At 45.0% G+C, this 25,805-nt stretch carries 32 protein-coding genes and 1 pseudogene; 3 read left to right on the plus strand and 30 right to left on the minus strand.

The features are described 5' to 3' along the window. Positions 1 to 16 precede the first annotated feature (16 nt). The 23 genes from MHB84_RS03345 to MHB84_RS03455 form a co-directional block, all read right to left on the minus strand. Complete coding sequence (locus MHB84_RS03345) at positions 17 to 1,414, minus strand: phage major capsid protein (protein ID WP_076289827.1); 1,398 nt, start codon at positions 1,412 to 1,414, stop codon at positions 17 to 19. Beyond that, positions 1,414 to 1,986: an HK97 family phage prohead protease gene (locus MHB84_RS03350; protein WP_076289828.1), complete on the minus strand. Its 573-nt coding sequence runs from the start codon at positions 1,984 to 1,986 to the stop codon at positions 1,414 to 1,416. Before MHB84_RS03350 ends, MHB84_RS03345 begins: the two co-directional genes overlap by 1 nt. Then, positions 1,979 to 3,190 (minus strand): phage portal protein, encoded by a 1,212-nt coding sequence (locus MHB84_RS03355; RefSeq protein WP_341142999.1) that lies wholly within the window; start codon positions 3,188 to 3,190, stop codon positions 1,979 to 1,981. The genes MHB84_RS03350 and MHB84_RS03355 overlap by 8 nt, the downstream gene beginning before the upstream one ends. After that, positions 3,174 to 4,880 (minus strand): terminase large subunit, encoded by a 1,707-nt coding sequence (locus tag MHB84_RS03360; protein ID WP_076290132.1) that lies wholly within the window; start codon positions 4,878 to 4,880, stop codon positions 3,174 to 3,176. Before MHB84_RS03360 ends, MHB84_RS03355 begins: the two co-directional genes overlap by 17 nt. A 26-nt stretch (positions 4,881 to 4,906) precedes the next feature. Continuing rightward, positions 4,907 to 5,260 carry a P27 family phage terminase small subunit gene (locus MHB84_RS03365; protein WP_083678943.1) on the minus strand — a complete coding sequence of 118 codons (354 nt, stop codon included), beginning with the start codon at positions 5,258 to 5,260 and terminating at the stop codon, positions 4,907 to 4,909. A 115-nt stretch (positions 5,261 to 5,375) separates the two neighbouring features. Beyond that, positions 5,376 to 5,684, minus strand: a complete 309-nt coding sequence (locus MHB84_RS03370) for an HNH endonuclease (RefSeq protein WP_076289829.1) — start codon at positions 5,682 to 5,684, stop codon at positions 5,376 to 5,378. Between the two features lie 257 nt (positions 5,685 to 5,941). Further along, positions 5,942 to 6,487 (minus strand): tyrosine-type recombinase/integrase, encoded by a 546-nt coding sequence (locus MHB84_RS03375; protein ID WP_076289830.1) that lies wholly within the window; start codon positions 6,485 to 6,487, stop codon positions 5,942 to 5,944. A 176-nt stretch (positions 6,488 to 6,663) separates the two neighbouring features. Beyond that, complete coding sequence (locus MHB84_RS03380; RefSeq protein ID WP_076289831.1) at positions 6,664 to 6,933, minus strand: hypothetical protein; 270 nt, start codon at positions 6,931 to 6,933, stop codon at positions 6,664 to 6,666. Positions 6,934 to 7,352: 419 nt separating this feature from the next. Continuing rightward, positions 7,353 to 7,862 carry a sigma factor-like helix-turn-helix DNA-binding protein gene (locus tag MHB84_RS03385; RefSeq protein WP_076289832.1) on the minus strand — a complete coding sequence of 170 codons (510 nt, stop codon included), beginning with the start codon at positions 7,860 to 7,862 and terminating at the stop codon, positions 7,353 to 7,355. A gap of 4 nt (positions 7,863 to 7,866) precedes the next feature. Next, a complete protein-coding gene (dnaB, locus tag MHB84_RS03390; RefSeq protein ID WP_083678969.1) occupies positions 7,867 to 9,276 on the minus strand; it encodes a replicative DNA helicase in 1,410 nt (469 codons plus the stop codon). After that, complete coding sequence (locus tag MHB84_RS03395) at positions 9,257 to 9,607, minus strand: hypothetical protein (RefSeq protein ID WP_076289834.1); 351 nt, start codon at positions 9,605 to 9,607, stop codon at positions 9,257 to 9,259. The genes dnaB and MHB84_RS03395 overlap by 20 nt, the downstream gene beginning before the upstream one ends. Then, a complete protein-coding gene (locus MHB84_RS03400) occupies positions 9,604 to 10,338 on the minus strand; it encodes a DnaD domain protein (protein WP_076289835.1) in 735 nt (244 codons plus the stop codon). Before MHB84_RS03400 ends, MHB84_RS03395 begins: the two co-directional genes overlap by 4 nt. 5 nt (positions 10,339 to 10,343) lie before the next feature. Continuing rightward, entirely contained in the window at positions 10,344 to 10,610 is a 267-nt protein-coding gene (locus tag MHB84_RS03405; RefSeq protein ID WP_076289836.1) for a hypothetical protein, read from the minus strand. A gap of 52 nt (positions 10,611 to 10,662) precedes the next feature. Beyond that, entirely contained in the window at positions 10,663 to 11,673 is a 1,011-nt protein-coding gene (locus MHB84_RS03410; RefSeq protein WP_076289837.1) for a DUF3102 domain-containing protein, read from the minus strand. Next, on the minus strand, positions 11,670 to 13,163 hold the full coding sequence (locus MHB84_RS03415) for a PcfJ domain-containing protein (protein ID WP_076289838.1): 1,494 nt from the start codon (positions 13,161 to 13,163) through the stop codon (positions 11,670 to 11,672). Before MHB84_RS03415 ends, MHB84_RS03410 begins: the two co-directional genes overlap by 4 nt. A 10-nt stretch (positions 13,164 to 13,173) precedes the next feature. Then, on the minus strand, positions 13,174 to 13,503 hold the full coding sequence (locus tag MHB84_RS03420; RefSeq protein WP_076289839.1) for a hypothetical protein: 330 nt from the start codon (positions 13,501 to 13,503) through the stop codon (positions 13,174 to 13,176). 57 nt (positions 13,504 to 13,560) lie between these two features. Beyond that, on the minus strand, positions 13,561 to 14,268 hold the full coding sequence (locus tag MHB84_RS03425) for a hypothetical protein (RefSeq protein WP_076289840.1): 708 nt from the start codon (positions 14,266 to 14,268) through the stop codon (positions 13,561 to 13,563). Positions 14,269 to 14,299: 31 nt separating this feature from the next. Further along, complete coding sequence (locus MHB84_RS03430) at positions 14,300 to 14,677, minus strand: hypothetical protein (RefSeq protein WP_076289841.1); 378 nt, start codon at positions 14,675 to 14,677, stop codon at positions 14,300 to 14,302. Between the two features lie 5 nt (positions 14,678 to 14,682). Next, a complete protein-coding gene (locus MHB84_RS03435) occupies positions 14,683 to 14,871 on the minus strand; it encodes a hypothetical protein (protein ID WP_076289842.1) in 189 nt (62 codons plus the stop codon). A 129-nt stretch (positions 14,872 to 15,000) separates the two neighbouring features. Further along, the gene (locus MHB84_RS03440; RefSeq protein WP_076289843.1) at positions 15,001 to 15,294 is read right to left on the minus strand and encodes a hypothetical protein; all 294 of its coding nucleotides are present in this window, start codon (positions 15,292 to 15,294) and stop codon (positions 15,001 to 15,003) included. Further along, the gene (locus tag MHB84_RS03445) at positions 15,272 to 15,451 is read right to left on the minus strand and encodes a hypothetical protein (RefSeq protein ID WP_076289844.1); all 180 of its coding nucleotides are present in this window, start codon (positions 15,449 to 15,451) and stop codon (positions 15,272 to 15,274) included. The genes MHB84_RS03440 and MHB84_RS03445 overlap by 23 nt, the downstream gene beginning before the upstream one ends. Positions 15,452 to 15,591: 140 nt before the next feature. Continuing rightward, positions 15,592 to 15,762: a hypothetical protein gene (locus MHB84_RS03450; RefSeq protein WP_179087169.1), complete on the minus strand. Its 171-nt coding sequence runs from the start codon at positions 15,760 to 15,762 to the stop codon at positions 15,592 to 15,594. Between the two features lie 27 nt (positions 15,763 to 15,789). After that, positions 15,790 to 16,053, minus strand: coding sequence for a hypothetical protein (locus MHB84_RS03455; protein ID WP_076289845.1), 264 nt, complete (start codon positions 16,051 to 16,053; stop codon positions 15,790 to 15,792). Between the two features lie 171 nt (positions 16,054 to 16,224). On the opposite strand from MHB84_RS03455, the gene MHB84_RS03460 reads away from it, so the two are divergent. Beyond that, positions 16,225 to 16,833: a LexA family protein gene (locus MHB84_RS03460; protein ID WP_076290134.1), complete on the plus strand. Its 609-nt coding sequence runs from the start codon at positions 16,225 to 16,227 to the stop codon at positions 16,831 to 16,833. A gap of 17 nt (positions 16,834 to 16,850) precedes the next feature. Next, complete coding sequence (locus MHB84_RS03465; protein WP_076289846.1) at positions 16,851 to 18,293, plus strand: recombinase family protein; 1,443 nt, start codon at positions 16,851 to 16,853, stop codon at positions 18,291 to 18,293. A gap of 20 nt (positions 18,294 to 18,313) precedes the next feature. Here the strand turns inward: MHB84_RS03465 and MHB84_RS03470 are convergent. The 7 genes and pseudogenes from MHB84_RS03470 to MHB84_RS03500 form a co-directional block, all read right to left on the minus strand. Then, positions 18,314 to 18,688 (minus strand): annotated as a pseudogene (locus MHB84_RS03470) (manganese catalase family protein); the annotation flags it as partial. Positions 18,689 to 18,781: 93 nt separating this feature from the next. Continuing rightward, on the minus strand, positions 18,782 to 19,057 hold the full coding sequence (locus MHB84_RS03475; protein WP_063564297.1) for a spore coat protein CotJB: 276 nt from the start codon (positions 19,055 to 19,057) through the stop codon (positions 18,782 to 18,784). After that, a complete protein-coding gene (locus tag MHB84_RS03480; RefSeq protein WP_076289847.1) occupies positions 19,047 to 19,286 on the minus strand; it encodes a spore coat associated protein CotJA in 240 nt (79 codons plus the stop codon). Before MHB84_RS03480 ends, MHB84_RS03475 begins: the two co-directional genes overlap by 11 nt. 222 nt (positions 19,287 to 19,508) lie before the next feature. Further along, the gene (locus MHB84_RS03485; protein ID WP_445322121.1) at positions 19,509 to 20,894 is read right to left on the minus strand and encodes a hemolysin family protein; all 1,386 of its coding nucleotides are present in this window, start codon (positions 20,892 to 20,894) and stop codon (positions 19,509 to 19,511) included. Positions 20,895 to 20,946: 52 nt separating this feature from the next. Continuing rightward, on the minus strand, positions 20,947 to 22,083 hold the full coding sequence (gene yfkAB / locus MHB84_RS03490) for a radical SAM/CxCxxxxC motif protein YfkAB (RefSeq protein WP_143764736.1): 1,137 nt from the start codon (positions 22,081 to 22,083) through the stop codon (positions 20,947 to 20,949). A 220-nt stretch (positions 22,084 to 22,303) separates the two neighbouring features. Continuing rightward, positions 22,304 to 23,422: an HD-GYP domain-containing protein gene (locus MHB84_RS03495; protein WP_076289849.1), complete on the minus strand. Its 1,119-nt coding sequence runs from the start codon at positions 23,420 to 23,422 to the stop codon at positions 22,304 to 22,306. Positions 23,423 to 23,492: 70 nt separating this feature from the next. Continuing rightward, a complete protein-coding gene (locus tag MHB84_RS03500) occupies positions 23,493 to 24,923 on the minus strand; it encodes a bifunctional metallophosphatase/5'-nucleotidase (protein ID WP_076289850.1) in 1,431 nt (476 codons plus the stop codon). 120 nt (positions 24,924 to 25,043) lie between these two features. Between MHB84_RS03500 and MHB84_RS03505 the strand changes: the two genes are divergently transcribed. After that, the gene (locus MHB84_RS03505; RefSeq protein WP_076289851.1) at positions 25,044 to 25,790 is read left to right on the plus strand and encodes a molybdenum cofactor biosynthesis protein; all 747 of its coding nucleotides are present in this window, start codon (positions 25,044 to 25,046) and stop codon (positions 25,788 to 25,790) included. Positions 25,791 to 25,805 lie beyond the last annotated feature (15 nt).

Raw genomic sequence — 25,805 nt, forward strand, 5'->3', positions numbered from 1 at the left:
GATCACCCTTTCGTGTTTAGGCTCCGTCTGGAGTTTCAGTTGCTTCATTAGCCTTATCAGGTGCGAATGTAACACTCGTTGTCGGCGCGGCGTTCTGGATGTTAAAGAGAATGAATGAATCAGGGCGTACAGGTTTTCCGTCATAACGAGCCGTACCTTTGAATACAACTTCGTCCTCGATCCAGCGCACATGCTCAGACGCACCAAAGAAACCTCCTTGACGCTCAGACAACAGATACTTCTCAAGGTATCCACCTGCAATGTCGCCTACCGGGATAAAATCAAGGAACTCGACTTTCGCACCCACAACAGGGAACGTACCACCATTAGCCGCCACAATCGTACCCGCAGCATTAACGGAAAGTGATTCAGGGAGAACCAGACTGTTCCAAGTCATTTCATTCATCACCAATACAAGGCCGTTTCTCGCCCTACGACTTTTCGCATTCGCAAGTGTTTTCAACACGGACTTGAAAAGTTCAACTCCCGTGGATACTGGCAACTTTTTGATGTTAGATGTCGATACATCAGGGCCATAATCAGGAGCCGCATCAGCCAGCCGCGTAACGAAACCAAGCGGCATCTTCACGCCAGTACCGTATACAATCGCCTTGTCCAGCGCATATCCGATTGCTTCACCAAGCATGTACTCCACTTCATTTGCAAGGTTGATATCCGAATCTTCCAATGTAGCTTTGCATACTGGGATAAAGCCGCCGACCTTGTAGCCATCAATCTCAATTTGAGAGAAGTCGAAGGATAACTCATTGAGTTTCCCGCATGCTTCTGTCCAAACAGCTTCCGGGATCTCACCAGCAATGGTCTGACGAGCTGTTCCTTTCAACGGGCGAAGACGTACATATTTGACCAATTTCGAGAATCCATCCAGATTGTCACGAAGCAGTTCCAGCACCGTATCAGGAATCGTCAGTTCTGCTCCATTAACTGCTCGCTTTTCAGCCATCAGGCTACGAACGCGTTCATAGAATTCTTTTACCTCGGCGCGTTGCACATATGCTGTACGCTGCTCACGAGTCATACCAAAGTTAGCTCTTTTGCTCATTCTTGTTTCGCCCCCTACAATTTGTGGTTGTTGCATTTGTTGTCTTTGCTCTCCGCTATTTCCGGGCGTATTTTTAGGCTCTTTACTGTTCAACTCTTCCAGTTCAGATTCCATTTGTGTAATTTCGCCTTCAAGCGTGCCTTTCTTGGAAGCTACCTCTTCCTTCTCCTGCTCAAGTGCCTCAATACTTTCTTCCACTGTATTGATTTCCTCTTCGGTAGCAGCTTCTTCAATGGCTCGCTCCAGTTCTTCAGATCGCGTAATGAGTCCGCGCTCCTGTTCCAGATACCCCTCCAAATCTGCCTTGCGCTGCTTGATCTTTTTCGCCAACATAATTTGTCTCAGTGCCATTAGTTAGCCAGCCTCCCCTTAAGTTGATGTTTTCGTTGTTGCAATTGACGTTCACGGTGCTGCGCCACTTCATTCTTCCTTGCCTGTACGCCAGTTTCGGCGTATTGTGGGAACGTCACAACACTGACCTCATGCAGATCGATTTCCCGAATGGTCCACTTCACCGTCCCGTCATCTCGCCAATCCGTATCCTCGCCCACAATGTTGAATCCAAATGAACATTGATCCACATCCCCCCGCTTGACCCTCGCATACAAGTTCATTGCGTCCGAATCATCCGGGTTGATCTTGACCCGGCCCCAAAGCCCATGACTATCCGTTTTCAACTCCAGCGTCCCCGCCTTATTCCGGCCAAGAACAAACATGGTTTCGTGATTCGCCAGCGCCCGGATGTCATTGCCAAGGGTACGATCAAACGCTCCAGGTGCAATGACTTCAAATGCTCCTGGCCACAACTCTGTTTCACGATTGAAAACAGCAAAATAGCCTTCAATCACCAACGACTGATCATCCGCTTCACGCGTTTCCAGTTTGGTTGTCAGACTCCGGGTAACCTTCACTGTCCTATCCATCTTCCTCACCTCCCCCTTGGTTCAACTTTTTCTGATCCCCAATCATTCCGGCCGGAATGTAGTTCTCAAGGATAATTCGTTCATTTAGACCCTCAAGTGGCGACAAACCGATCCAATCCCGCACCTCATTGCCCAACATGAGACTCCGGACAAAAAGATTGCTCCCCACATCCGCCAGTTCTTTAAGGTCATAGGCGTAAAGGCTACGCGGATTGAACTTGAAATACATATCCGGTGCAAAAACCAGCTTCCGAGTCAATTCTTGTACAATTCCCATCGCTAAGGGCTGAATTCGCGTATTCACAAAGGCGTTATATTCATCCTTGCGAAAATCCCCAACACCAACAAAAAAGGCTGGCACATCAAGAATGCCCGCCACCGTTCGCTTATCCAGTTGAACCGATTCGTTAATAGCAATATCGTTTAAGGACAACGGCTTGACTTGCTCGACATCGATCATGTCGGCCGGGATAATCCATGGCTGCCCTGCTTCGGAACGTTCAAGGTACATATTGTACACATCGTTGCGCCCCTCTTCACTGGACAACTCTGCTGTATTCGCGTCCACCTTCACAATCAAGCTTGGCATATATTTCCCACTCATGAAGCCCTTCTTCGTGGCTGTAGCCTGTTTGAGATTGTGAATAATGTCCTTCAGCACCGCCCTATACCCGGTTCCGATCCACGGTCGTTCCGGGTCAGGATTGATCACAAAGTGAAGCACCTCATCATGGTCGTACGCCTGACCTTGATATCGGACCAAATAGCCGTTATCCGTGTCTTGAAAACTCACGCTTGATGGCTTTAAGGGAATCAGTTCATCAATTAAACCAGCCTTCATTTTTGGATAAACGACGCTGTTTCCATCTCCATGCAACAGTAAGGTGCTGACAATGTTGTACATCCATGTCTTGCGCGTCATCAGACTGTACGGGTCAACATCTATCTTTCGTGCCAGTCCATTCCTGATCCGAACGTCACCGTTATCTGTGTTCTGCATCAGGTGGATAGTCATGGTGCTGATCAGCTCTGCAATCTTATGAACGGCCATCTTCACTTCCGGGTTATCGGACAACCTGGTATATCCCGGCACACACAACATGTCATGTGCTTCCGTTGTCATAAACCAACCTATACTCGATTTTGAATCGGCTCGGTTCTGGCTTGCGCTGCGGCCTCTCTTCTTTTTACTCAGTTCTTCCACCCCCTTTCAGCCAGCCTTTAGCAGTGCCTGCCGTTTCAAAGTTTTCAAGCTGTCGGACGCATGCAAAAACAGCGGCATCGAATAAGTCGATCCGCTGGTTATCTTCCACTTTCTCATATTGGATCATGTCATCGGTCTTCTCGATAGCTCGAACGTTCTGAACGCAATATTCGAAGGCATCTGAACCAAGATAATAAAGTCTCCCTTCCTTCGCACGCATTTCAATTCGCCGGAACCCTTGCGACTTGCGCCAGAAATACTGCGGTTCGTCAATCATTTTGAACCCTGCCTTACGCATGCCTGCGAAGAACTCACGGCTGAACTTACGGTCAAATCCGACTTGCTTAATGTTAAAGCCTGTCTTCTTCAATTGAATAAACCAGTTAACAACATCGGCATGATTGACCACAGGACTGTTACACATATCCAGCCATCCATCATCCTTCCATCCGAACAGCGGAATATTATCGTCTTCCGCTTTCTTCGTAGCCGCCACAATCGGGAACCATGCATGCGTAATGATAATGTCCACATCGCCATACGTCCCATATAGCGCCGATGCGGTCAAGTCATGCAACTTCGACAAGTCCGCCCCGCCGTACCACTCAATCGGCAGCTTCGCCAGTTCTTCCAGCGTCCATTTATATTTTCGGTTCGATGACTTGAACTCGTCGATATTGAAATACGCCTTCATCGCTGCGGTGTAAATGTTCAGTGACTTGGCAAAGAAGTCCTTCCGCTGTTGCGGATCATTCTGCGCCTGTAGAGCATCGTTCATAATGTCTTCAGGACGAATGGAAACTCCATAGGCTGGATTCGCCATTTGGTGGATGATCGGATTTGTGTAATCAACTTCACCCGTTTCCGGGTCCTGATCCGCTTTCGAGATAAACACGAAATAAGCCTCGTCTTTCACCGTTCCATCCAGTATCTTCTTGCAATACTGAAGACGTTGATAACAGAAGCTTGTCATATTGTCGCCTGCCGTGGTAATACCAATCATCAGTTTGTTGGTGTACGCCTTCATGGCTTCCTTAATAATGTTGTATTGCTTGGGCGACTTATAAGCGTGGATCTCGTCCGCAATGGCAATGTTACAGTTCAAGGAGTCCTGACGGTCCGGGTTTGCAGCTAATGCCTGAATATACAATGACCCATCTTCAAATTCTCCCTGAATGCTATGCTCCTGATTGTTATCAATGACGCGAAAGTTATCCTTCTCGCCCATCGCGTCCAGGTTAAAATTGATGAAATTGAAGCTTTCCAAGGATTGTTTCAAGGCAGCCGCAACAATGTACACCTTACTACCGCTTCGACGATTCAGCAGGCCAAGCGCCCATGCCAGACCAGCCGCAAAGCTGGTTTTGATGTTCTTACGCGGTATATAAATGAAGGCTTCCTTGTAACGCCGGATTTTAGTCCCTTTCTTGAAGAAGCCAAGAAGGTTGTACACCATGAACTTATGGAACGGTTCCAGCAAGAACGGCATGCCGCGAAGCGGTGTACCGTCCAACATCTCGCCTTGAGCATGAACAAAGGTGCTTTCGATAATATTAATAACAAATTCAGCATCTTCCGGGTCAAAGTCATATTCAGGGTTGTCCAGATCACGAAAGAACCGCTCCGCACCCTGAATCAATTCCTTACACGCAATCTTGCGTCCATCCCGTATACTGCTGGCATACTCCATTACGATATCGTAATTGGTGTGTTGGGTCACTTCAGACCACCCAGCACTCCTGCCAGTTTCGATTTACCTTTCTTATTATCGGTTGTCACTGTCTCAATCGACTTAGGATTAAGACAGAGCCGATCCGAGTACGTCAGGATGTCTTTGCGCAGCGTTTCCAGCGTGGCGACAATCGGTGCTTTCTTCGCTCCCCCTTGGGCGGTGATTACTTGAAACTTATAACCGCCTTCCTCAAAGTCACGATTCAGCTTATCGTACTGCGCAACCAGTTCCGCATAAATTTCAATCACCCGACCATACTCTTTTTTGTACACGCCGAGCTTCTTCATTTCGGCAACGGTCTTCCGTTTGATCTTTTCTTTTTCGGTTGCCTCCGCCACGTCCTCACCTCCCCAAAAAAACTTTTGGAGACCCGCTCTATTGGAAAAGGCTCCCCTGCCCGGTCCCTGGGGTCCCGTGGCGACCCTGAAAGGGAGGGGGGATATCAGATAAATATTAATTTCCCTTTCCTTGCCATTCTTCGAATTGCTTCCGAACTCGTTCTTGCCAAGCTAAACCGAGTTCCGTAAGCTCGTGGGTCACCCTATCATGCATGGCGTTGTGTTGCTTGTCAGAAAGCGAGATTAAATTCCACTCAACCAGCGCCAGCTCTGGGTAAAACTCGAATGGGTAGATGTGATGTACCGTGGTAGCCGGTTCGGTCTTACCGTACCTTTTGCTTTGTCGGCACATGTATTCATCCCTACGTAAAATAACCGCCCGCTTCCTCTTCCACTTGGTGGATTTATAGAACGATCCGCTCATAATCCCTCCATGCATAAATATTCGTTGTATTTTATTATTAGTTTTCAGCCGATAAGCCGCATTATAGAGGCAATCTTTCTGCTGAAATCAATGGAAACTCTGCTTCTGAAACCATGATTTTATTCATTTTCTGTATAAAAGTGAGTTACCCTTATCTTAAATTGTGGGGAACTCGTAAAGGTTCACTAAACCCTTATGCACCAAGGCTTTCCGGCTTCGGCTATTTCCCAGTTCCACACCTTCATTTTATGGGTAACTCATAGTCTGAACCGTCTCGTTGACAGATTGATTGTGTCTTGCGTAATGCCGATATACCGCAAGGTCACGTTCGGGTCAGAGTGGTTGAATATCTTCTGAAGAGTTGCGATATCCTTCGTTTCTTTATAGAAATGATATCCATACGTTTTCCTGAGTGTGTGATTGCCGATGCCTTCAAGACCGTATTCTTCCGTAATGGCTCTCATGATCTTATAGGTCATGGATCGGCCAAGCGGTTTATTGATTCCTTCCCTGCTCTTGATCAGGAATTCTTCATCTGGTCGGTCACCGATCAGCCTTAACAATTCACGTCTCACTGTGTGATTCATTTCATACGCCTTCTGCTTTCGTGTCTTCTTCTCCGTGATGTATATCAGCGGCTTCTTCAGATCACGAACACGCAGCGGCAAGATGTCCGATATTCGAAAACCAACATTGATACCAATAACAAAAAGGAAGTAGTCCCGTGGGTCTTCCTTCCGTAAAAGTTTTAGCTTGATATCTTCAATGACTTCCTTATCTCGGATGGGTTGAACATATTTCATTTCACCACCTCGCAAATTCCCAAGCGTTTGGGAATACGGTCAGATTAACAACTACTCCTTGCAACTGTTCGCATCGGCTTACGGTTCAGAACTTGATGCTTCATTGGTAACGCTGATTGCGCCACAGGCAACACAAGCGGTTCTGTCTGAATATAGTAGTCCAAAACGCAACCTCCCTACTCAATCTGACTGAGAACCCTGTTAATCTCATTGCCCATAGCTACGCCAAACTCTTGTGCAGCTTCTTCGACACTTGCTTTAAGCAAAGTAAGATTAACGCGAACCTCATTCTCAAGCAGATCACACGCATCAATTGAAACAATAATCTGAAAGTCTGCATCCTTGGTCTTCGTCTTTGAAGCAACCAGTGTACTGCCTCCGGATTTGGCATTGAACAATTCATCTTTCGATGTGTACAAAGTGATATTTAATCCAGTTTTACTCATCTTCTCAATCCCTTCATATAAGATGTTGTGGGCAAGGATTTGCACCTTGCATTGGTGTGCACGAGAGGCTTTATTCTATGGTCTGCACCTCACCCTACCATATATAGCGTCTACCTATTCCGCCACCACTGCCAAACTATTTCCTGCATTCAGGTGTCAAACATAACTGCACATTGCCCGTCCATGTTCCCCATACGCATCCACGACATTTATTCGGTTGAAGTTCTGACTTCACAGGTATAGGTGGAGGACGCTTGACTGCTTTAATCGCCATGGGATTACCTCCTGAGTGATACAGCAAAAAGGACATCGATTGTCGATGCCCGTTCGTGCGATTGTTCCAAACTATTAACAACTCCTTTATTATAGTTCTTACCTATAGGTGGCGTTCGCGGGACAAATTTCTCCGCTTTTAGCGGCTATTGGATCAAAAACAAGCTGCTCTCCAAATCTTTTGATATTTTTTTTTGCGCACGGTCAATGTATTCGGAAACGGAGTCTTTACTTATATATAGCATGTTGGCTATCGCGCTGTGAGAAAAACACTCGCCGTGCGCCAGTACATAACATTCACGTTCTCGATCACTCAAGCGTGAAAGTGCATCTTCAATCTGGAACCTTTGCCAATCGGTCAAGTTGCTTGGACTGCCTGCTTTCGAATTACTTACGTAAGCTTGCATTTTAAGTGGATCAACAAGCACCTCTCGCTGGTATGCTGCCAAGCGTTCAACTCCACGTTTGTTACCTGGTCTTCTTCCGGTTGTTAACCATTCTTCAACGAACTCACATTCGCTGATAATTTCTGAAAGAATCTTTTTGTCATCAGCATCGGCTTTCTTATATAACCGCTTTGCGATTCTCATTGCTCTCCGGCAGCTATTAGGTGTCGTCTCTCCCAAGTCATAAAGCTTCCCCACAAATGCTTTCATTTGATCACCCCTGTCTGTACATGTCTGGAACTGCTTGTTGATTATTATTTGATTGTGACGACTGCCTAAATGAATCGTTATGGTTCCGTTCATAATTAGCAAATTTGTTGTAGTCTTTCATAAATACCAGTTCAACTGTTCCCACTGGACCGTTACGCTGCTTGGCTATGATGATTTCAATAATGTTCTTCTTCTCGGTCTCCGCATCGTAGTAATCTTCCCGGTGCAGGAAAGCAACAATGTCCGCGTCCTGCTCAATAGCTCCCGATTCCCGTAGATCGGACATCATTGGCCGTTTATCCTGCCGCTGCTCAACCGCTCGGTTAAGTTGTGATAATGCGATGACCGGAATATGTAGCTCCCGGGCCAACTGCTTCAACTTCCGGGAAATATCCGTTACTTCCTGTTGACGGTTTTCCTTGCCCTTCTCTCCACTGATCAGTTGAAGATAATCAATCACGACCATATCCAATCCGAATTTCTGTTTGAGTCTCCGACATTTGTTAATGATCCCTTGAGCCGTAAGAGCTGCTGAATCATCAATGAAAAGATTTGTTTCGCCTAATGATGCAATTGCGTTAGTCGCTTTGTCCCAATCTTCACCGCGAAGGAAGCCTGTCCGTATCCGATTAGCTTCAACATTTCCTTCGGCACTGATCATCCGTAGTGCAAGTTGCTCGGCGGACATTTCAAGCGAGAAAACGGCTACTTTCTCTTTGCCTTTAAGCGCAGCAAACTGGGCAATGTTCAGTGCAAATGCAGTTTTGCCCACGGAAGGACGAGCTGCAATAATGATTAGATCGCTATCCTGAAAGCCCGATGTCATACGGTCCAGCTCTACGTACCCGGAACGGATACCCGTTACCTCATCGCCAGAATTGGCATATCTCTGCTCCATGATGTCGAATGCAGAAAGGAACACTTCACGAGCTGTTCGAAACTCTCTACCTTTAACGGCTTTGTCAGATAGGCTCGTTGCAGCCGTTTGTACACTCGCCAAGGCCATCATGCCGTTATCTGATTTCCATGCGTTTCGAAGTTGCTCTTCCAGTGAAAGTATCGTTGTCCTGTGCAAGTATCTGTCATGCATGATTTCAGCATAATGTGTGATGTTGGCTGCGGTCGGGACGCTCTTTGACATTCTTGCAAGATAGCTTACACCGCCTGCGGTATCCAACTGCCTATTATCCTGAAGCTTCGCTGTTAAAGACACTAAATCAATGCTTTTTCCTTCCTCAGACAATTCTCGCATGGCTGAGTAAGTGACTCCGTGCTGATTGGAGTAAAAATGTTCGACAGACAAGGTGTCTGCCACATTCAGAAAGGCGTTTGGATCAATCAAAACTGCACCGAGAACAGATTGTTCAGCTTCCAGACTATGCGGCAACTCCAGTTCATTTTTGTTCAAGCAAATCACGTACCTTTCTGCGCTGTTCTTCTGTGGGTCCCACCTTACCGATACTTAGTTCTTCATTTTCCTCAAGTGTCCGTTGTCCAGACTTCTTCAAGCCAGCGTGGTAACGGTCACTGTCAGTAAAAACAGGCTTCTTTGCCAATGCTCCCGGATGCGGTGGGTACTTGTTATCTGGATCAGCAACATATTTCTTGAGATTGCTTTGTGCCAGTTCAAATGGAATATCGGTTAGGGCCTCATGCCAGCTCTGGAGTTTCGAAGCAGTCCCTGTAAAGGCTGGATAAAACTCTATAATTTTGTCAAACAGCTTGCCGACTTCACTGATCTTCATCCTTCCATCCCTTCCGCCATCTCAGCAAAGCTTCGTGCCTTGGTATCAGGCTTAATGGTCGTTTTATTCTTGCGGTTGTCGTACTCACGATCTATGGCAATGGCCTGTTCCAGCGTGCGGACGCCACCGATAAAATAATCGTTTAAAATCTTGGTAATAAGCTTGAAGTTATAACCTTTGGATGCCATCCCTGCACGTTCAATGGCTCGTACAACAACCTCTTCTTCCATACCGTCTCTATCAATGTAATCGCCAAGTTGCTGGCTTTGAAGTGGGTTGCATTCCGCTCCAAACACTCGCAAGTGTGCAGAATAAAAAGATTCGTATTCGCCATGATCAGAAGAAGTAGAAGTAGAAGAATTAAAATCTCTTAATAATCCTGAACCCTTTACTCCATCTTTTACCGCACTTTTTACACCCTCGTTCACTGCACCTTTTACTGTATTTTTTACAGTAAGGTGCACCAGTTGGTATTTTCCGGCCTGCTGTTTTCCTTGATTCTTATATATAAGTCGTCCTTTTTGGATGAGTGCATTTCGATGTTTAATTAGTGATTTTTCAGAAACGCCTGTCTTAGCCATCAGTGTCAGATTTGCTACTGTAAACCACTCTGGACATCCGCTCTTATTTGCTATCACTAATAAGTGAAACCACAAAGTTTGTGCGGATGGCTCCAATGGGTTTGTTTCGAGCCAATCTGTGAAGGCTGTCATTTCTGCGATGTAATTCATTTCATTCACCTGCTTTGCTGATATCCAGAAACCCAGGTAAAGCCTCTGGTCTTTCTCCAAGAATCTTCTATGATGTATGACTTGCCCAAGGGCAGGAAAACATTTGGCTCAATGCGTAATGATCCGTACTTGGTATGAACCTTATCCATTTGCGCGATTGGTGACTTAGGACAAACATTCATTGCCAAGCGCTCAATCCGGCAACCTTTACGAATCAGCGGATTAAGCGCATGTTCAATGATGGCCTGTGCTTTAGAAGATATCTCGATCATCTCAACACACCTTAAAGAATTAGTAGAAATCAAAATACTCTCTCATATTTCATCACAGCTTGGACTTCATATCGTCGCATAGCTGGGCTATACGCTCCGAAATGGCTTTCTTCTGTTCCTCGTTTTCCAACTCGGCAACAGAACCTACTAAACTGTTAAAATTGCTCAATAGCGATTCAAAATGTACTTTGACCTTGATCGCGGCCGTATTGTTGTTTTTGCGCAACTGCTCTTGCAGCTCAGCGACTTGTTTTGCAGATTCCTCTTCACGCTTGCGTGCTTGCTCTGCCAATTCCTGTTCCCGTTCCTTAATGGCTGCATCAACCTTTGAGGCAACATCGTTTTCCTTCGCTTTCATTTCTTCCTCTAAAGCGGCCAGACGTTGTTGTGACTCAGATAGAGACTTTTCCGCCTTACGCAACTCTGTTTTGGTCTTTGCATCCGTGCCGGTTGCTTTCCCGGGCTTCTTCGCTTCTTCTTGAGCGGCGGACAACTCATTCTCCAGCTTCTGGCGTTCTTCAAGTAATTTCTGATACTCTCCGCGAAGAACTTCGCGTTGCCGTTCTTCCTCTATACGAGCAGCTTCAGCTACCTTCGCACGCTCCTGTTCCTCAGCAAGTAGGCGTTCCGCTTCCTTCCGTTCCTTGATGGCCGCCTGCAGCTCACGAGCCGACATTTCAGCAGCGTTGTTATCCTCTACGAATGATTCCCTTTCTTCGGCAGGAACAGAGAGTAAAGCAACCGCCTGACTGTATGACAAGACACCAAGGGTTTGAGAGTTCGCATACTCCACGGATATTTTCATAAAGTTGTTGGCAGATGATTGGCTGTAATTCACATGATCTTTCAACCATGCTCCCCATTCTCCATGCCCAACCAATTCCTTAGCTTCGGTCAACCTCTGACCGATCTCGATAGCAGACTGCAAAACATACTGACGGGCTTGCTGATCAATACTGCGAATCTCAGCGGCAATGATATCTGCAGTTCGGTTTGAGACTGATGTTTCTGTAACTGGAACAACTGTCGTTGGGACCTCTTCTTTTTTCTTACGAGTTGTCATATAGCAACTTCCTTCCTTTTCTTTTTCAATTTGGCGTTCTCGAATTGCTGAACAAATTTTTGTACATCGGGTGTCATAGAAGCGTTTTTAAATCCTCTTGCCTGCTTGATAGAATTCTTCTGTAATTCAATCGTGTAGTAAGGCGAGTTGGGGTTGTTTTTCCTACGAACAAAGAGAATTGTTGTTTTTCCATTAGCGTGTTTATCAGCATAACGGGCAACACAATGTTCTAGTCTTTTCCCTTCCTCAATCAATTCTTCTGCTGTCTCAGCAGGGATCACGACAAACTCTTGATCTTCGAACTTATATTTTTGAAGGGTCTCAGCCCGTTTTATCATTTTGGCTCGGGATCGTTCATCAGATGTGGTTTTCACTAGCTTCATCGTCCTCTGATGTTCCTCGTGCAAGTTTTTTGGAAATAGAATAAGGCTATGAGACAAGTCCATTTCGAGCGTTTCACAATCGCGGATGTAATCTCGCCAAGCAATGAGAAGTCCAAGATATGATCTATATGCGTCACAGATTCGAACTTGCTTTTGAATGTAGTTCATTGCCTTACGTAAAGTGGAATATTTAAGAACAACATTCAGTTCATTCATGACATCGCCAACTGAATCCGTGAAAAAGTTTTGAATTTCCTTAATTGTTGGAGGTGCACTATCTCTACGTGACAATTGAAACAAACGCAACTGCATTGGATTTAACTTTCTTTCTTTATGAACTAGCTGAAAATCTTGTTTACTTAACCGCAACACATCATGAAGTTGTTTCGCTCTCCAATTGATGCAACTGTACGTTTTTCCGTCAAACAATTTAGCGCCTACAAAGTATTTGAATCCCAGTTTCGTTAAAATCTCGATGACTGGGTATTTGCTATAAAGAGCAAAGAACTTAACGTAATCCCTTTGAGGTTGTTCATGCTGATCCCAAGTACTGTAATAGAACGGTGTACCAGTGATAGCTTCTTCAATGCTTTCAATTGGGCAATGAGGATAAGATTCTATTGAATGAACTGAATTGGATTTCTGCCATCCTCCCCAACGTTCATACATAGTAGCTCTTCCTGGATTGCCTGATTCGAAGAGATACTTAGCAACAATCACATATTCAGTCTGGACCTTCTTATAATCTCCTGAGTAATCACGATAGACTCTGAATACCTGTGCGATGATGGCTGAATCGGGATTGACTTGTGATTTCTCATAAAAAACGACAGTTCCATGATCGCGCAAATATTTACGGCTCATACCGTGATTTTTAACTTTGCAATCTGACTTGCAATTTGGACATTCACTCTTGCCATTATGTTTTAAATCTCCAGAAGTCCGAAAGCGAGAGTTACAGTGTGTGCAGTATCCATACTGGACTCTGGAAACCCGCTGAATGAAAATGTATCTGCTGTGTTTCAGAAGTTCATCTATTACATATTTCTCTAATTTTTCGGATCGCTTAGACGGAAAATGTGTCATGTCCTTTTCTTTCTGATTCATCTAAATCACCTCACAATAAGTCATCTAATGAAGCTTTCAGTTCAACTGGAGCCGCAACAACCTGCTCTTGCTTGCTTGGAACTCCAAAGTACTTGAGGACAATTTCAAAGCCTTGCTGATCACTGAGAACCCCCACACCATTGGACTGTTTCTTTTTTGCTTCTTCCTTCATTGCGTTCAAACTGCCAATAATGGTTTTTCCATCCGTCAATACAAACGCCGCATGTTCTGGATGATTCCGAACATATCCAGTCAGAAAGGAACCAACATGCTGAACATATGCGTCTTTTGATTTGGCTGCCATTTCTTGCTGAAGCTTTTGCAATGCTTGCTGTATCACGTTCATCACTCCTATGAATAACCGGGAGGATTGTCCTCCCGGTATGTGGTATGAAAATTAGCCGATGATAATAACCTTGCCCTCTTCAATGTAATCATCTAAACGTTCGTCCAGATAAACCTTGATTTCAGCAATCGCCCGAAGCTTCCATTCACCACCATCTGCCTCGAAGAGTGCAGCGGATGGCCCATCTTTCATGCGAAAGACAAACGCAGTTTCAGGTTGCGGAATCTCTACGAATGTTCGGAAAGGTTTCAGAAGAACCGGATTCGGAAGTTTGACATTCTCAATTGTCGCAACCCCTGTTTTGGCTGTAACCTGTTGTGATACCCCATCATCCCCAAAACTCGTTACTTGTTCGTCCTTGACATTGCCGACGATTGACAGTAAGGCATCTCGTGTATTGCTCTGAACAAAGCAGCTTTGAAGAAGGATGTTGAAATTCTCAATGTTGTAGTACGAGCCAAAATTAATATCCGGTAGCAATGCATTCGCTTCAATAATCAAATTCCGTTGTAGATCGCGGTTATAACCAGTGACTACACTCACTTGAGTTGGTGATTGGATATGGACGACGAATGGGAACTTGCCGTCAAAGTTGCTGGTGATGTAATCAACAATTCCGCTCAAATTCCGAACCTTTAATGTTTCTGTGGTAGCTTCGTGAACACGGCGCAAATCGGAATTAGTAAATACTTGTTCACCGATTTCCTGAGTGTGAATACCAGCCAAACCCAAAATTCTATCAATTGCCTCTTTAATCATGTCATGTCCTCCGCTATTCAATTTTCATAGATCATTTGTACAGGCCAACCACATTTGACTTAGGGCTTGTCCCAGTTCCGTCAACCACTTCACCTTCATCATTCATCGCCATTTGGTCCTTGTCGCTGCTAAGATTCAGTTCTTTCAGAACGGCATTTCCTTCACGGTCGAAGTCAAAGACGAACTGAGTTGGAACACCCTTCGCTGGAGCCAAGGAAGATTTAACTTCGATATCGGTTTGACCGATTTGACGTGCTTCATTCGGCTTGATCTTGATCGAAATAGTAACCGTACGAACGGCCTCAGCCTTCGTGTTCGGGTCCAATACGTTCTCGGCTACTTTGTTCAGCTCACGGTTGATCCGCTCTGCCATCGCGCCGCCTGCCAGATTGTTAATGTCCACTTGCATATGTATCACCTCCTCTCCCGTGGTGATTTTTTAGGACGTTTCACAATCTCGATTACATCTGACTCAAAGGAGAGTAGAGGTTTTTCGTCCTTAGGAAGAATGCGTATTGACGTTCTAGCAGCTCCCCAAACTTCGGTTACCTCTCCAACCTCTCCAGATTTAAGCTTGACGGTATCGCCTTTTAGTACAATCATGCGTGCGCCCCCTTATCAGAAGGCAGAATATGTGTTATACTGATCTCGAATATTTTTTCAAACCTAGAAATCGTCCGGCTCCTAACCCGGATGATTTCTTTTTTTGTGCCTTCTTTCATCGAAACACCCCTAACCAAAACGCAATTGTATTGCTCTAAGGGCAATCGCTTTATTGGTACTATCCAAGTAATCCATGTCCGATAGAGTAACTTCGTTTCGTTCGCTGAAAATATGAAGTGCAAGATTTAACATGAACTTCTCAGCTTTTGACCAAGGCAATGAAATACGTCTCAATCCGTCAAAATCAATAGAGCGTTCATCCAAGTCAACAAAAGGCTCAACAGCACGTTTAAGATTCTGATTATGAGAGAAAATATAAATCATCCCACGCCAATTACGATCAGTTAACAATTCTTGAATCATGGTTAGCACCTCCGTTAAGCTGCTTATTCAAGTCATCAATTTCTTTATCCAACCAATCCTCCGCCGCTTCATGGATCTTTCTGCTTTTGCGAAACTCAATTAACTTCTCTAAATGGACATAGGCACAATAGTTATTTAGCAAATTCTGAAATGACATTTCGGGTTCTCCTTTCAGAACAGTTCTCCTTGCTTAGTTCCAACATAATGTTGCTCATAGTTCCAGTACATCGTTGCATTTAATAATCGGGGAAGGCTTGTCCATCGTAACGACTCTGTAAAAGCTGAGTCGTTAATCCATTACATGACTTTTACTAATGAACAGGTTTGACCAGTGACAATCTCGGAAACAATGAGTTTGCAACGATCAGGCAAATCAGTGTTAAAGGGATCAATTTTTACCTTGACCCCATCTATCATTCTGTAATGACCGACAACTTGTAACTTCGGACGTTTTTCCTTTTTGTTCACCATCTCTCCCCCCTTAGTTCATACTATTCAAGACGGTTTGTCCGACTTGACCATTCGACTTCTGGACTGACTTGTTTTTTTTCGGGGCTGATCTTCTCCGAATGAGAAAAGATAATTTGCACTAGCATTAGGGAAGTATTCTTCACGAATAGTGATCATCTCCGAGCGTGTAAACTCTGTTCGACCATTCAGCTTGTTGGTCAACGATCTCGGGGAGACTCCAATGCTCTCAGCTATGCTCTTCTTAACAAATCCATTTCGTACAATCTCAGCCTGCAAATTCGGGAACAACGTAATCACCCCCTCTCGATTTACGTTGCAGGGTAACTAAGGCAAATATTATACCCCATAGAGTAATTAGTCAACACTTTTCGTCAAAATATTACGTTGCAACGGAAATATTTTTCCTCTATAATGATGCTTATATGAAGTAAGAGAAACGGAGGTCACTTTGCTGTGGACATGCTTGAGAAAATTGATTTGTTGATGAAGAAAAAAGGAATACATAGTAAAAATGAACTTTCTAAAAAAGCGGATATTCCTTATACAACAATTGACGGAATGTATAAAAAAGGAACTGAAAACACTAAACGATCTACATTGGCGAAACTCGCAAGTTTTTTCGAATGTAGCCTGGATTATTTGATTGATGACAATATGGAAGTGGATTTGCCTCGGATTGATCCTGAATCGTTCTCTTATATTCCGGTTGTAGGAAAAATAAGCTGCGGTAATGGAGTCCTAGCTTTTGAGGATATTTCGGATTATGAACCAGTGCCTAAAGAATGGGTGACTGGCGGGGAACATTTATTTTTGCACGCAAAAGGCGACAGTATGAGCGGTGTAAGAATAAATGATGGAGATATGTTGTTGATTAGAAAACAGCCCGATGTAGAGAACGGAGAAATAGCTGCTGTCCTGGTTAATGATGAGGCAGTTCTCAAAAGAGTATTCAAAAATGGTGATCAAATGGTACTTCAATCAGAGAACCCTAATTATCCCCCAATATTTGCACCACCAGCGGAGATTGTAATTATAGGCAAACTCAAGATGAACTTAATTAAATACTGAGGAGGAGGAGGCAATCAATGAATAATGTCGCCGCTTATATTCGTGTATCAACTGACGAACAAGCAGACAAAGGAAATTCACTTAATGAGCAACAAGAAAGGCTAAAAGCTTATTGTGTGGCGATGGGCTGGAGTGAACCAATATTTTATATTGATGATGGTTATAGTGCCAAGGATCTCAGACGCCCAGCAATAAAAAAATTATTGGATGATGTGACTAAGGGGAAGATCCAAATTGTACTCACATCAAAATTAGATCGGTTGTGCAGAAACTTACTTGATCTACTTCAAACAGTGAAACTATTAACTCAATATAATTGCAGTTATGTTTCCGCATCAGAGAGTTTTGATACATCAACCGCCGTAGGGAGAATGACGCTTCAATTGTTAGGAACCTTTGCTGAGTTTGAGCGTGAGCGAACCTCCGAGCGTGTTAAGGACAACATGATATCACTAGCTAAGAATACAGATCGAGCAATAGTCGGACCCTGTTACGGTTATGATGTAATAGATAAGAAGTATGTTATTAATGAAGAAGAAGCAAAAAATGTTAGATATATGTTCGAACTTGCTGAACAGGGCGATGGATATCGTATGATAGCCAAAAAATTAAATGATAGAGGTATTACTACTAAAAGAAACAAGATGTTTGATCAAACAAATGTAAAACGCTTGATTACAAATCAGGCTTTAACAGGAACAATGATATATAACAAGAGAAGTACAAAAGATTCTAAAACCACTTTTCGAGATGAATCAGAATGGATCGTGAAAGAAGGTAATCACACCCCGATAATTCCAATAGAACAATTTGAAAAAGTTCAAGAAATTTTACGATCAAGATCGAGAGCCAGAAAACATGCGGATAATGAAACATACCTGCTTACAGGTCTTGCTATATGTGGCCATTGCGAGAGAAATATGAAAGGAAGTACTGCCAGAGTCAAAAACAAATATAACGAATATACTTACTATCGCTATATTTGTGGGTCTTATCAGCTTGGGTATGGTTGCAAACATCATGCGGTTCACAGAGAGGATTTAGAAACATTAATTATCGAACAGGTTCGTGAATTAGTGGCTGCTTCCACAAAAGAATTGAATATTAACATCTCACCGAAAGCTTCTGCAATAGATGAAATTAAAGATTTAAAATTACAATTGAGTAAAGTCGGAAATAAAATGCAAAAACAAATAGAAGCTTTTGAAAATGATTTGATCACTGCGGAGGATTTGAAAATGGCTCGTAAGAGGGTTGAAGCGGATCGGGATAGCCTGACCAAACGTATATCACAACTGTTATCAAAAAGACATGAAGCGGAAACTGTTCAGGAAAACGCTGCCTTAATGCTCCCTGTTATTTTGGGGGCAGATAGATTAAAAGCTAAGCAGGCAATACGTCAAATTATAGAACAAGTAACTATAACAGACGGGGTAAACATAGAGATTGTCTGGAAATGATGTGTTATGCCTCAGTATACAATCGGTTCTCCCTTCGAGGCAATATAGGCTGCTGTAAATGGCACACCGGAAGAATTGGTATAAAACAGTGCAGAGTCACGCTGTGCGTAGTTTGGACCAAGCCCCGCTGCTTCCAGTTGCTCCACCGATGCATCTTTTGTCAATTTATATATCATTGTTGCAATCATTTCCAAGTGAGCGAATTCCTCGGTTCCTATATCATTCAACAGCCCGATAATCTTGTCCGGAATCGTATACCGCTGGTTCAAATACCGCAGGGCAGCCGCCAGTTCTCCGTCTGCGCCCCCATACTGTTCCGCCAGCAATTTCGCCATATGAGGATCACATTTGCTAACCCGAACGGGATATTGCAATTTTTTCTCATACACCCACATGCAGACGCCTCCTCTATAAAATCAAATTCAACCTGTTACGATCCCTCGAGCTCCTAGCCTGGAACGTCTGCAAGGAAACCCGAGGCTGTTATCTCATACTTGCCAAGGCCATGGCGTCTGGGACCATTCCCACGGATATTTGGAGAAAGCATGCCCAAAATTCATCAGAGGTCCGTACAATTGCTGAAACTCATGCGCCACCCTCATCCGCTCCTGGCTGAATTTGTTGTATTGCTCGATGCTTTGATAGTCGCCCGGGTGGGTGTCCAGATACAGATTCAACTCAACCAATACAAAATCCAGTGCCTGAAGTTCCTCCAGCAGCTCATAGTATTTTGCATCACAGGCTTTAGGTGCTTCAGGTTCCATCTGCTTCCACCTTCCTTCCCTTCGAGCTCGCAGGTGTATAAGGACTGTATAAAGCAGGCCACAACGTTCCAACTCTTAAGGCTTCTGCGGGACTGAACTGCGGCCAGCCCATCGGCTGAAATGGGATAAACAATTGCGGAGGAACTAGGTACGTCCGAATCGTCTTCGGTGGACATGGATCAAACGGCCCCACAAAAGGGGCGTAAGCACGAAGCTGCGGATCTGACACAGAACAACGCCTCCTTCATCACTGATTTGGTACATTCGACATCGCTTCATTCCAAGCTTTCATTTCCCGTCTCTATAACCATATGTCGCTGCCCCCCAAGTTAATCCCATATTTAGTTGAACGCAAAAAAAGACCTTCGAACGACTTACCCCGCTGGGCAGTGTCCAAAGGTCACTTCATTTGATATGGAGGCTATGTGCCCAATGATTATTTCATCAATACTCAGTCCCTGTCACGTTCACGATCATCCTGCATCAAACCTGGTTCCCGTTCTCCTATTTCGACCTTATTTTCTTCAGGATCCGGTCGCTTATATACCTTCACTCTGGTAATTCGGAGACGGGTGGATTCTTCCACTTCAAAGACATAACCGTTTTGCTCCCGTGTTTTACCTTTGACCACGCTGCCTTCCAATTCCTTGAACAGCCAGCCGCCAATCGTATCGACTTCCTCATCCTCAATGACAGCACCGGTCCATTCATGAACCTCTTCAATCAGGGAGCGACCATCAATGGAAAAGGCTTCTCCACTGCGCTCCATACGCGGACGTTCGTCTTCGAACTCATCATACAGATCGCCAACGATCTCTTCCAAAATCTCTTCAGCAGTCAGCAAGCCCGCTGTACCGCCATATTCGTCGACCACCAGTGTCATCTGGGAGTGCTTTTTCTGCATCAGACGAAGTACATGACTGATCTCCATCGATTCAGGAACATTCAGAATCGGACGAACAAGCGCAGCCAGATCATGCTGCTGGTCAGGTTCAGCAAGAAGCAGATCGGTAATGTGGATAAATCCGATAATCTCATCCTTATCCTCAACAGCCACAGGATAACGGGAATGCTTCGTTGCATTAATGATTTTCAGGTTTTCTTCCAGCGACATATGAGTATACAGACAGTCCATATCCGTACGTGGCAGCATAATTTCACGTGCCAGCATATCCGAGAAATCAAAGATGTTATCCATCAGTTTGATTTCATCCTTATCGATGACGCCACTTTTCGCACTTTGCTTCATCAAAATTCGAAGCTCATCTTCCGAATGGGCCTCTCCTTCGCTGGCGGGTTCAATGCCTGCCAATCGCAGCAGTGCATTGGCTGACGCGTTCAGTACCCAGATGAATGGGAAGAAAATTTTATAAAATAACAGCAACGGTGCCGATAGCAGCAAAGCCACTCCGTCTGTTTTTTGGATTGCCAGAGATTTGGGCGCAAGCTCACCCAGCACAATGTGCAAAAACGTAATGATACAGAAACCGATGATGACCGATACCGTGGATATAAGTCCTGTATCTGCTACACCAAGCTTGAACATCAGAGGCTCGACCAGTAATTCGGAAATGGCCGGTTCACCGAGCCAACCAAGCCCCAGCGATGTCAACGTGATTCCGAACTGGGTTGCCGATAGATAGGCATCCAATTTACCATTCACCTTCAGGGCATAACCAGCCAACTTATTCCCTTCACTCTGTAATTGAGTGAGGCGTGTTTGTCTAACTTTGACCAGAGAAAATTCCGCTGCGACAAATACGCCATTCAAAAATACGAGCAGAAACACACAGACCAGATTAAATACCAACTGCCCAAGATGAAATTCGGTATGAATACCCAAGTCGAAACTCCCCTTTTCTATCTATTTCAGGAATACACCTGGAATATCAACGTGTAATTGCTTTTCTCGATTTGAAATCCACACCTTTATAATACATATCTGCCACTAGCAGATTCGGACCGCAGCAAGAAGCAGCATCACAATGACAGTTCACTGTCTGATTCAAGGGATGTTCCGCTGACCACTCATGGAATACATCATCCAGCTTCCGGTCACGAATGTTGCCAAACGCCGGGATGTCGGCAAAATCGGTCACATACACGTTCCCGGTGAACATGTTGACGTTAACGCGGTTACGACCGTCGGGATCATTACGAACCGTGACTTTAGGCTCGCTATACAGGCGGTTAATCAGTTCACGATCCTGCTCTGCTGCACTGCATGCGAAGAACGGAAGTGTACCAAACAGCATCCACATATCCTTGTCACGCGCATCCAACAAACGATGAATAGCCGCTCTCATATGATCAAGGGAAAGTACCGGCAGCGAAGAAGCAAAATTCGAATTATACATCGGATGCACTTCATGACGGACACAGCCCATCTCACGGATCAATTGATGAATGCCCTCAAGCTTGTCATGGGTACGGAAATTAATCATGGACTCCGCAGAGATAAACATGCCCGCTTCACTGAGTTTACGGGAATTTTCAATCATTTTCTCATACATCTTCACCGCAACTTCCCGCTTTACAGGTCTACCACTGTTGGCAAACCCGACTTGGTGAAAATCATCGGCATTCAGATAATTGAATGAGATATGCATTACGTCCAGATAAGGCAGAAGTTGCTCATAGCGACGGTAATCCAGCGTCAGATTCGAGTTGATCTGGGTACGAATGCCCCGTTCCTTGGCATATTTGAGGAGCGGAATGATCATCTCATCCACGGTCTTCTGGCTAAAGCTCGGCTCACCACCCGTCAGACTAATCGTCTGAAGGTGCTCAACCTCATCCAGCCTTTTAAGCATCAAAGGCAGCGGAAGCGCAGGTGCTTCGCGCATCGTTAACATATCTCCTACCGCACAATGCTCGCAGCGCATATTGCACAGATGAGTCACGGTCATTTCTACACTGGTCAGCACATGGCGTCCATATGTACGCAAAGAGCCGATCGGATCCCAAGGATCATTAGTCGGCGATAAAGGCATCGGTTCTACCGATCCTGAGTTTAGCATGGTCATTGTTCTTCACCTTATTCCTTTTATTAACCTAAAAAGTTTTATTTACAACATACCCCGTCTTCAACTTTTGGAGTTATCTTTAATCATAGCACAATTTCCTGTGCTCTGGCATGAGCATGCTCTGTCCATTACATGACAAAAAACGCCCGTGTAATATCAGGCCGGCTCGGTCCTGATATTACAATATGAGCGTTACCCATTATCCATTGACGTCAGGTTATCAAAATAATTCGCCACGTACTGAAGCTGGCGTAGCGTCTTCCACACCCTCAACGCCTGTAATCATAACAGACAACGCTGTGGACAGATCGATCTCGTAGGGTGCACTTAATGTCTGGCCGTCCGGATCCTTGAGAACACGAATGCGTGGTCGTTGCGGAACGCGCGTATGGATGTCTGCAACAACCCCGACCTCCCCTGTACTCAGCGTGACGGAGATACCTAAGGGATAAATGGCTACGCAATCACGGAATTTCTCCAGCATTCGCTGTTCATATAAAGTCCCTGAACCCGTGTATAATACTTCCACAGCTTGATGTGGCAGCAAAGCTTGTTTGTATACCCGATTGGTTGTCATCGCATCATACGAATCGGCAAGGGCCAGCCATTTGGCGTACTCATGAATCTCTTTGTCTTTCAAACCAAAAGGATAGCCGCTACCATCAATCCGTTCATGGTGTTGTAATGCGCAATGGGCAGCAAGGAGCGGTATACCCGGTTCATCTTTGAGAATACGATGTCCATATGTAGTATGCTGCTGTATGATTTTAAATTCCTCATCGCTCAATTTGGCCGGCTTGTGCAGAATTTCTGGAGCAATCTGCGTTTTACCGATATCATGCAACAGAGCTCCTAGTCCAATCTCCATTAACTGCTGCCGAGTATAGCCTGATGCCACACCAAGAACCAGCGTATACACACATACATTAAGAGAATGATTATACAGATCAAAATCACTGGCGTTCATATCCATCAGCATAATCATCGCTTCCTTTTGACTGCCAATGTCCTCCAGAATCGTATTCATTAATCCGCTAAGTGCTTTTCCGAAGTGTGGGATTCGGCTTTTGGTTTTGAGACCCGACATGCTCTGAAACTGCTGTTTGATCTCGACTAGCGCTCTGCGCCTAGTCTCTTCCTGCAGCATATCCGGAATAATGATATCCTCTGTTGCTGCATCCGATATATACACATATCCAATCCCCAGGTCCTTTAGACGTCCAATCAACCGACTGGTCAGCTCTACTCCCTCACTGAGCAGCACCAAACCCTCTTCACTATAAATTCGTTTCCCCAGCTTCATGCCAGGCTGCAATAGGTTTATATGTACTAAACGCACAGCCTATCCTCTCCCGCTCCGTAGATGTAATTTCCACTAGCCGCCGCTTCAGCAGAAGGCAAGTAACTTGTTAGATTTCATGCCAACGGGACCGCAGGCTGTCATCCAGCGCCCCTGGCCTTTTTAGTTCCGATTCGAGCAGATCACGTATGAATTCAGGAAGTCGATACGCTGTATCCGTTCCAAGAGCAAGGGACGTATAACCTACGTTAAACGTAAACATGTCGAGTGTTCCTACCACATATTCTTGTTCATCACGCATCGGCTCGCCCCCAATATATACGGCACGAATTTTCTCGTATGGAGGCGAATGGGGATCATACTCCACATCCATTCCATCCATGCACAATGTTCCTAAAATCTCACCGCGAAATCCAAATCCGATAATCGGTTTACGTGAAAACTCTGACAACAGGGACTGCTCCAGAGCTTCCCGAATTTGAATTCCATTCAAGCATATTGTACAGGCATTAATGGGAGATGGACATAGGGAATGTAACATTCCCTTTGTGATATTCCCCTGCGGAAGATCTCCAAGAAGCTGCCCCGCGTTAACCAGAGACAGCTGTGCTCCAGTGAACTGACGAACTGCTTGGGCAAGCAAAGACGCAAACGGAGACTCATGATCGTAATCAATGGTCAGCGTCCTATCCGTAATAACGGCTGTTTGGCCCAGCGAACGCTCAGCTTCCGTCCGGTGTGTATCTATAGCCAGCGACACGCTTTCTTCGAGCAACATGTTCTGGACTGGAACACAGCCGCTGCTCACCAGTGTAAGTTCATTCGCTTCATATTCCCGCTCCAGTACCACCTTACCCAGCCACTGGCCAAACTTTCCTGCCGCTCCAAGCACCGTCTGACCAATGACTAAAGGTTCTTCCAGTATATGATGTGTATGACCGCCCAGAATGACATTGATGCCCTGAATCTGTTCGGCCAATCTGCGATCTGTGGAAAGCCCCAGATGGGACAAGATAACGACTACATCCACCTGAGAACGTAAAGCTCCAACTTGCTCACGCAGCGTCTCTACTGGGTCCAATACATCCCAACCCAACAATTCATAAAAGGCAGTAAAGGGTGCTGTAGCACCAAGCAAACCGATGCGAAATGGCCCCTTCTCCAATATGAGAGAGGATTTCATCCAGACTGGTGGCAGGCCCGTAGCCTGATCCACAACATTTCCACAAACAACAGGGCACAGAAGTCCAGAATATGACTGCGTCAGTTGTTCGGGTGTAAATGTTAGTCCTTCGTTGTTTCCGATCGTTATCGCATCATAACCGGTCAGATTAATGATATCCACGTTGGCCGCCCCTAGGGTTCCCTCCGTCTCAACTGCCATCCGGTCCATATGATCTCCGATATCCACGACCAGAAATTCTCCAGCCTGTTCTTTCTCATGTCCAATCATGGCGGCGATGGAGCTCACGGAGCCAAAATGACTATGGATGTCATTGGTGTGTAGAATCGTTAATGTTTGCGCCTTCTTGGTGCTCATCACACCGCCTCCCTCTTATCGTCGATAACGTACATTCCTCTAATGGATAAGCATAACATTTTCCGCGTCGTTATGATATATTTATAGGGTTTAGAGATTAAAAAGAGGTGAGTAATTTCCATGAAATTAACAATTCAACTATTTGCAGGAATCGCTGAACGTCTGGGCACATCCCTGCTTGAATATGAATACCCCGGAACGGATCCAACTCCTGTGCAATTAAAAGAAAAACTGGGCCTTGCTTATCCTGAAGCGGCAGATCAAATACGTGTTTCTTTTCTGGCAGTAAACCAGCAGTATGCTTCTGCCGATATTATAATCAAGGATCAGGATGAACTTGCCTTAATTCCCCCTGTGTCGGGAGGAGATGGTACCCATTTGAATGGTGACGGACATCGTTCATCCCATCCTGAGCATCGTACGGATGATGGATTATTCCTGATCACCCAGTCCCCACTGTCCGTGGAAGCTACAACGGAGCTCGTCATCACTGCAAACCATGGAGCAGCCCTTACCTTTGTTGGCACCACCCGTGAAATGACCGGACAGCAACGAACGGTTCATCTTGAATATGAGGCCTATGTACCTATGGCACTTTCTCAGATGGCAGCTATCGGTAATGAAATTACTGAACGCTGGCCAGGCGTAAAATGTGCGATTAGCCATCGGATTGGGAAGGTAGACGTAGCAGAGATCAGCGTCGTTATTGCCGTTTCCTCCCCTCATCGCAGTGACTGTTACGACGCAAGCCGTTACGCGATTGAAAGACTCAAACAGAATGTGCCCATCTGGAAAAAAGAAATATGGGAAGATGGTTCCGAGTGGAAAGGTCATCAATTAGGACCCTGGAACCCCACAGACAATTAATTAACTAGTCATTCG

The sequence above is a fragment of the Paenibacillus sp. FSL F4-0087 genome (assembly GCF_038020215.1).
In the GTDB taxonomy this organism is placed as follows: domain Bacteria; phylum Bacillota; class Bacilli; order Paenibacillales; family Paenibacillaceae; genus Paenibacillus; species Paenibacillus taichungensis.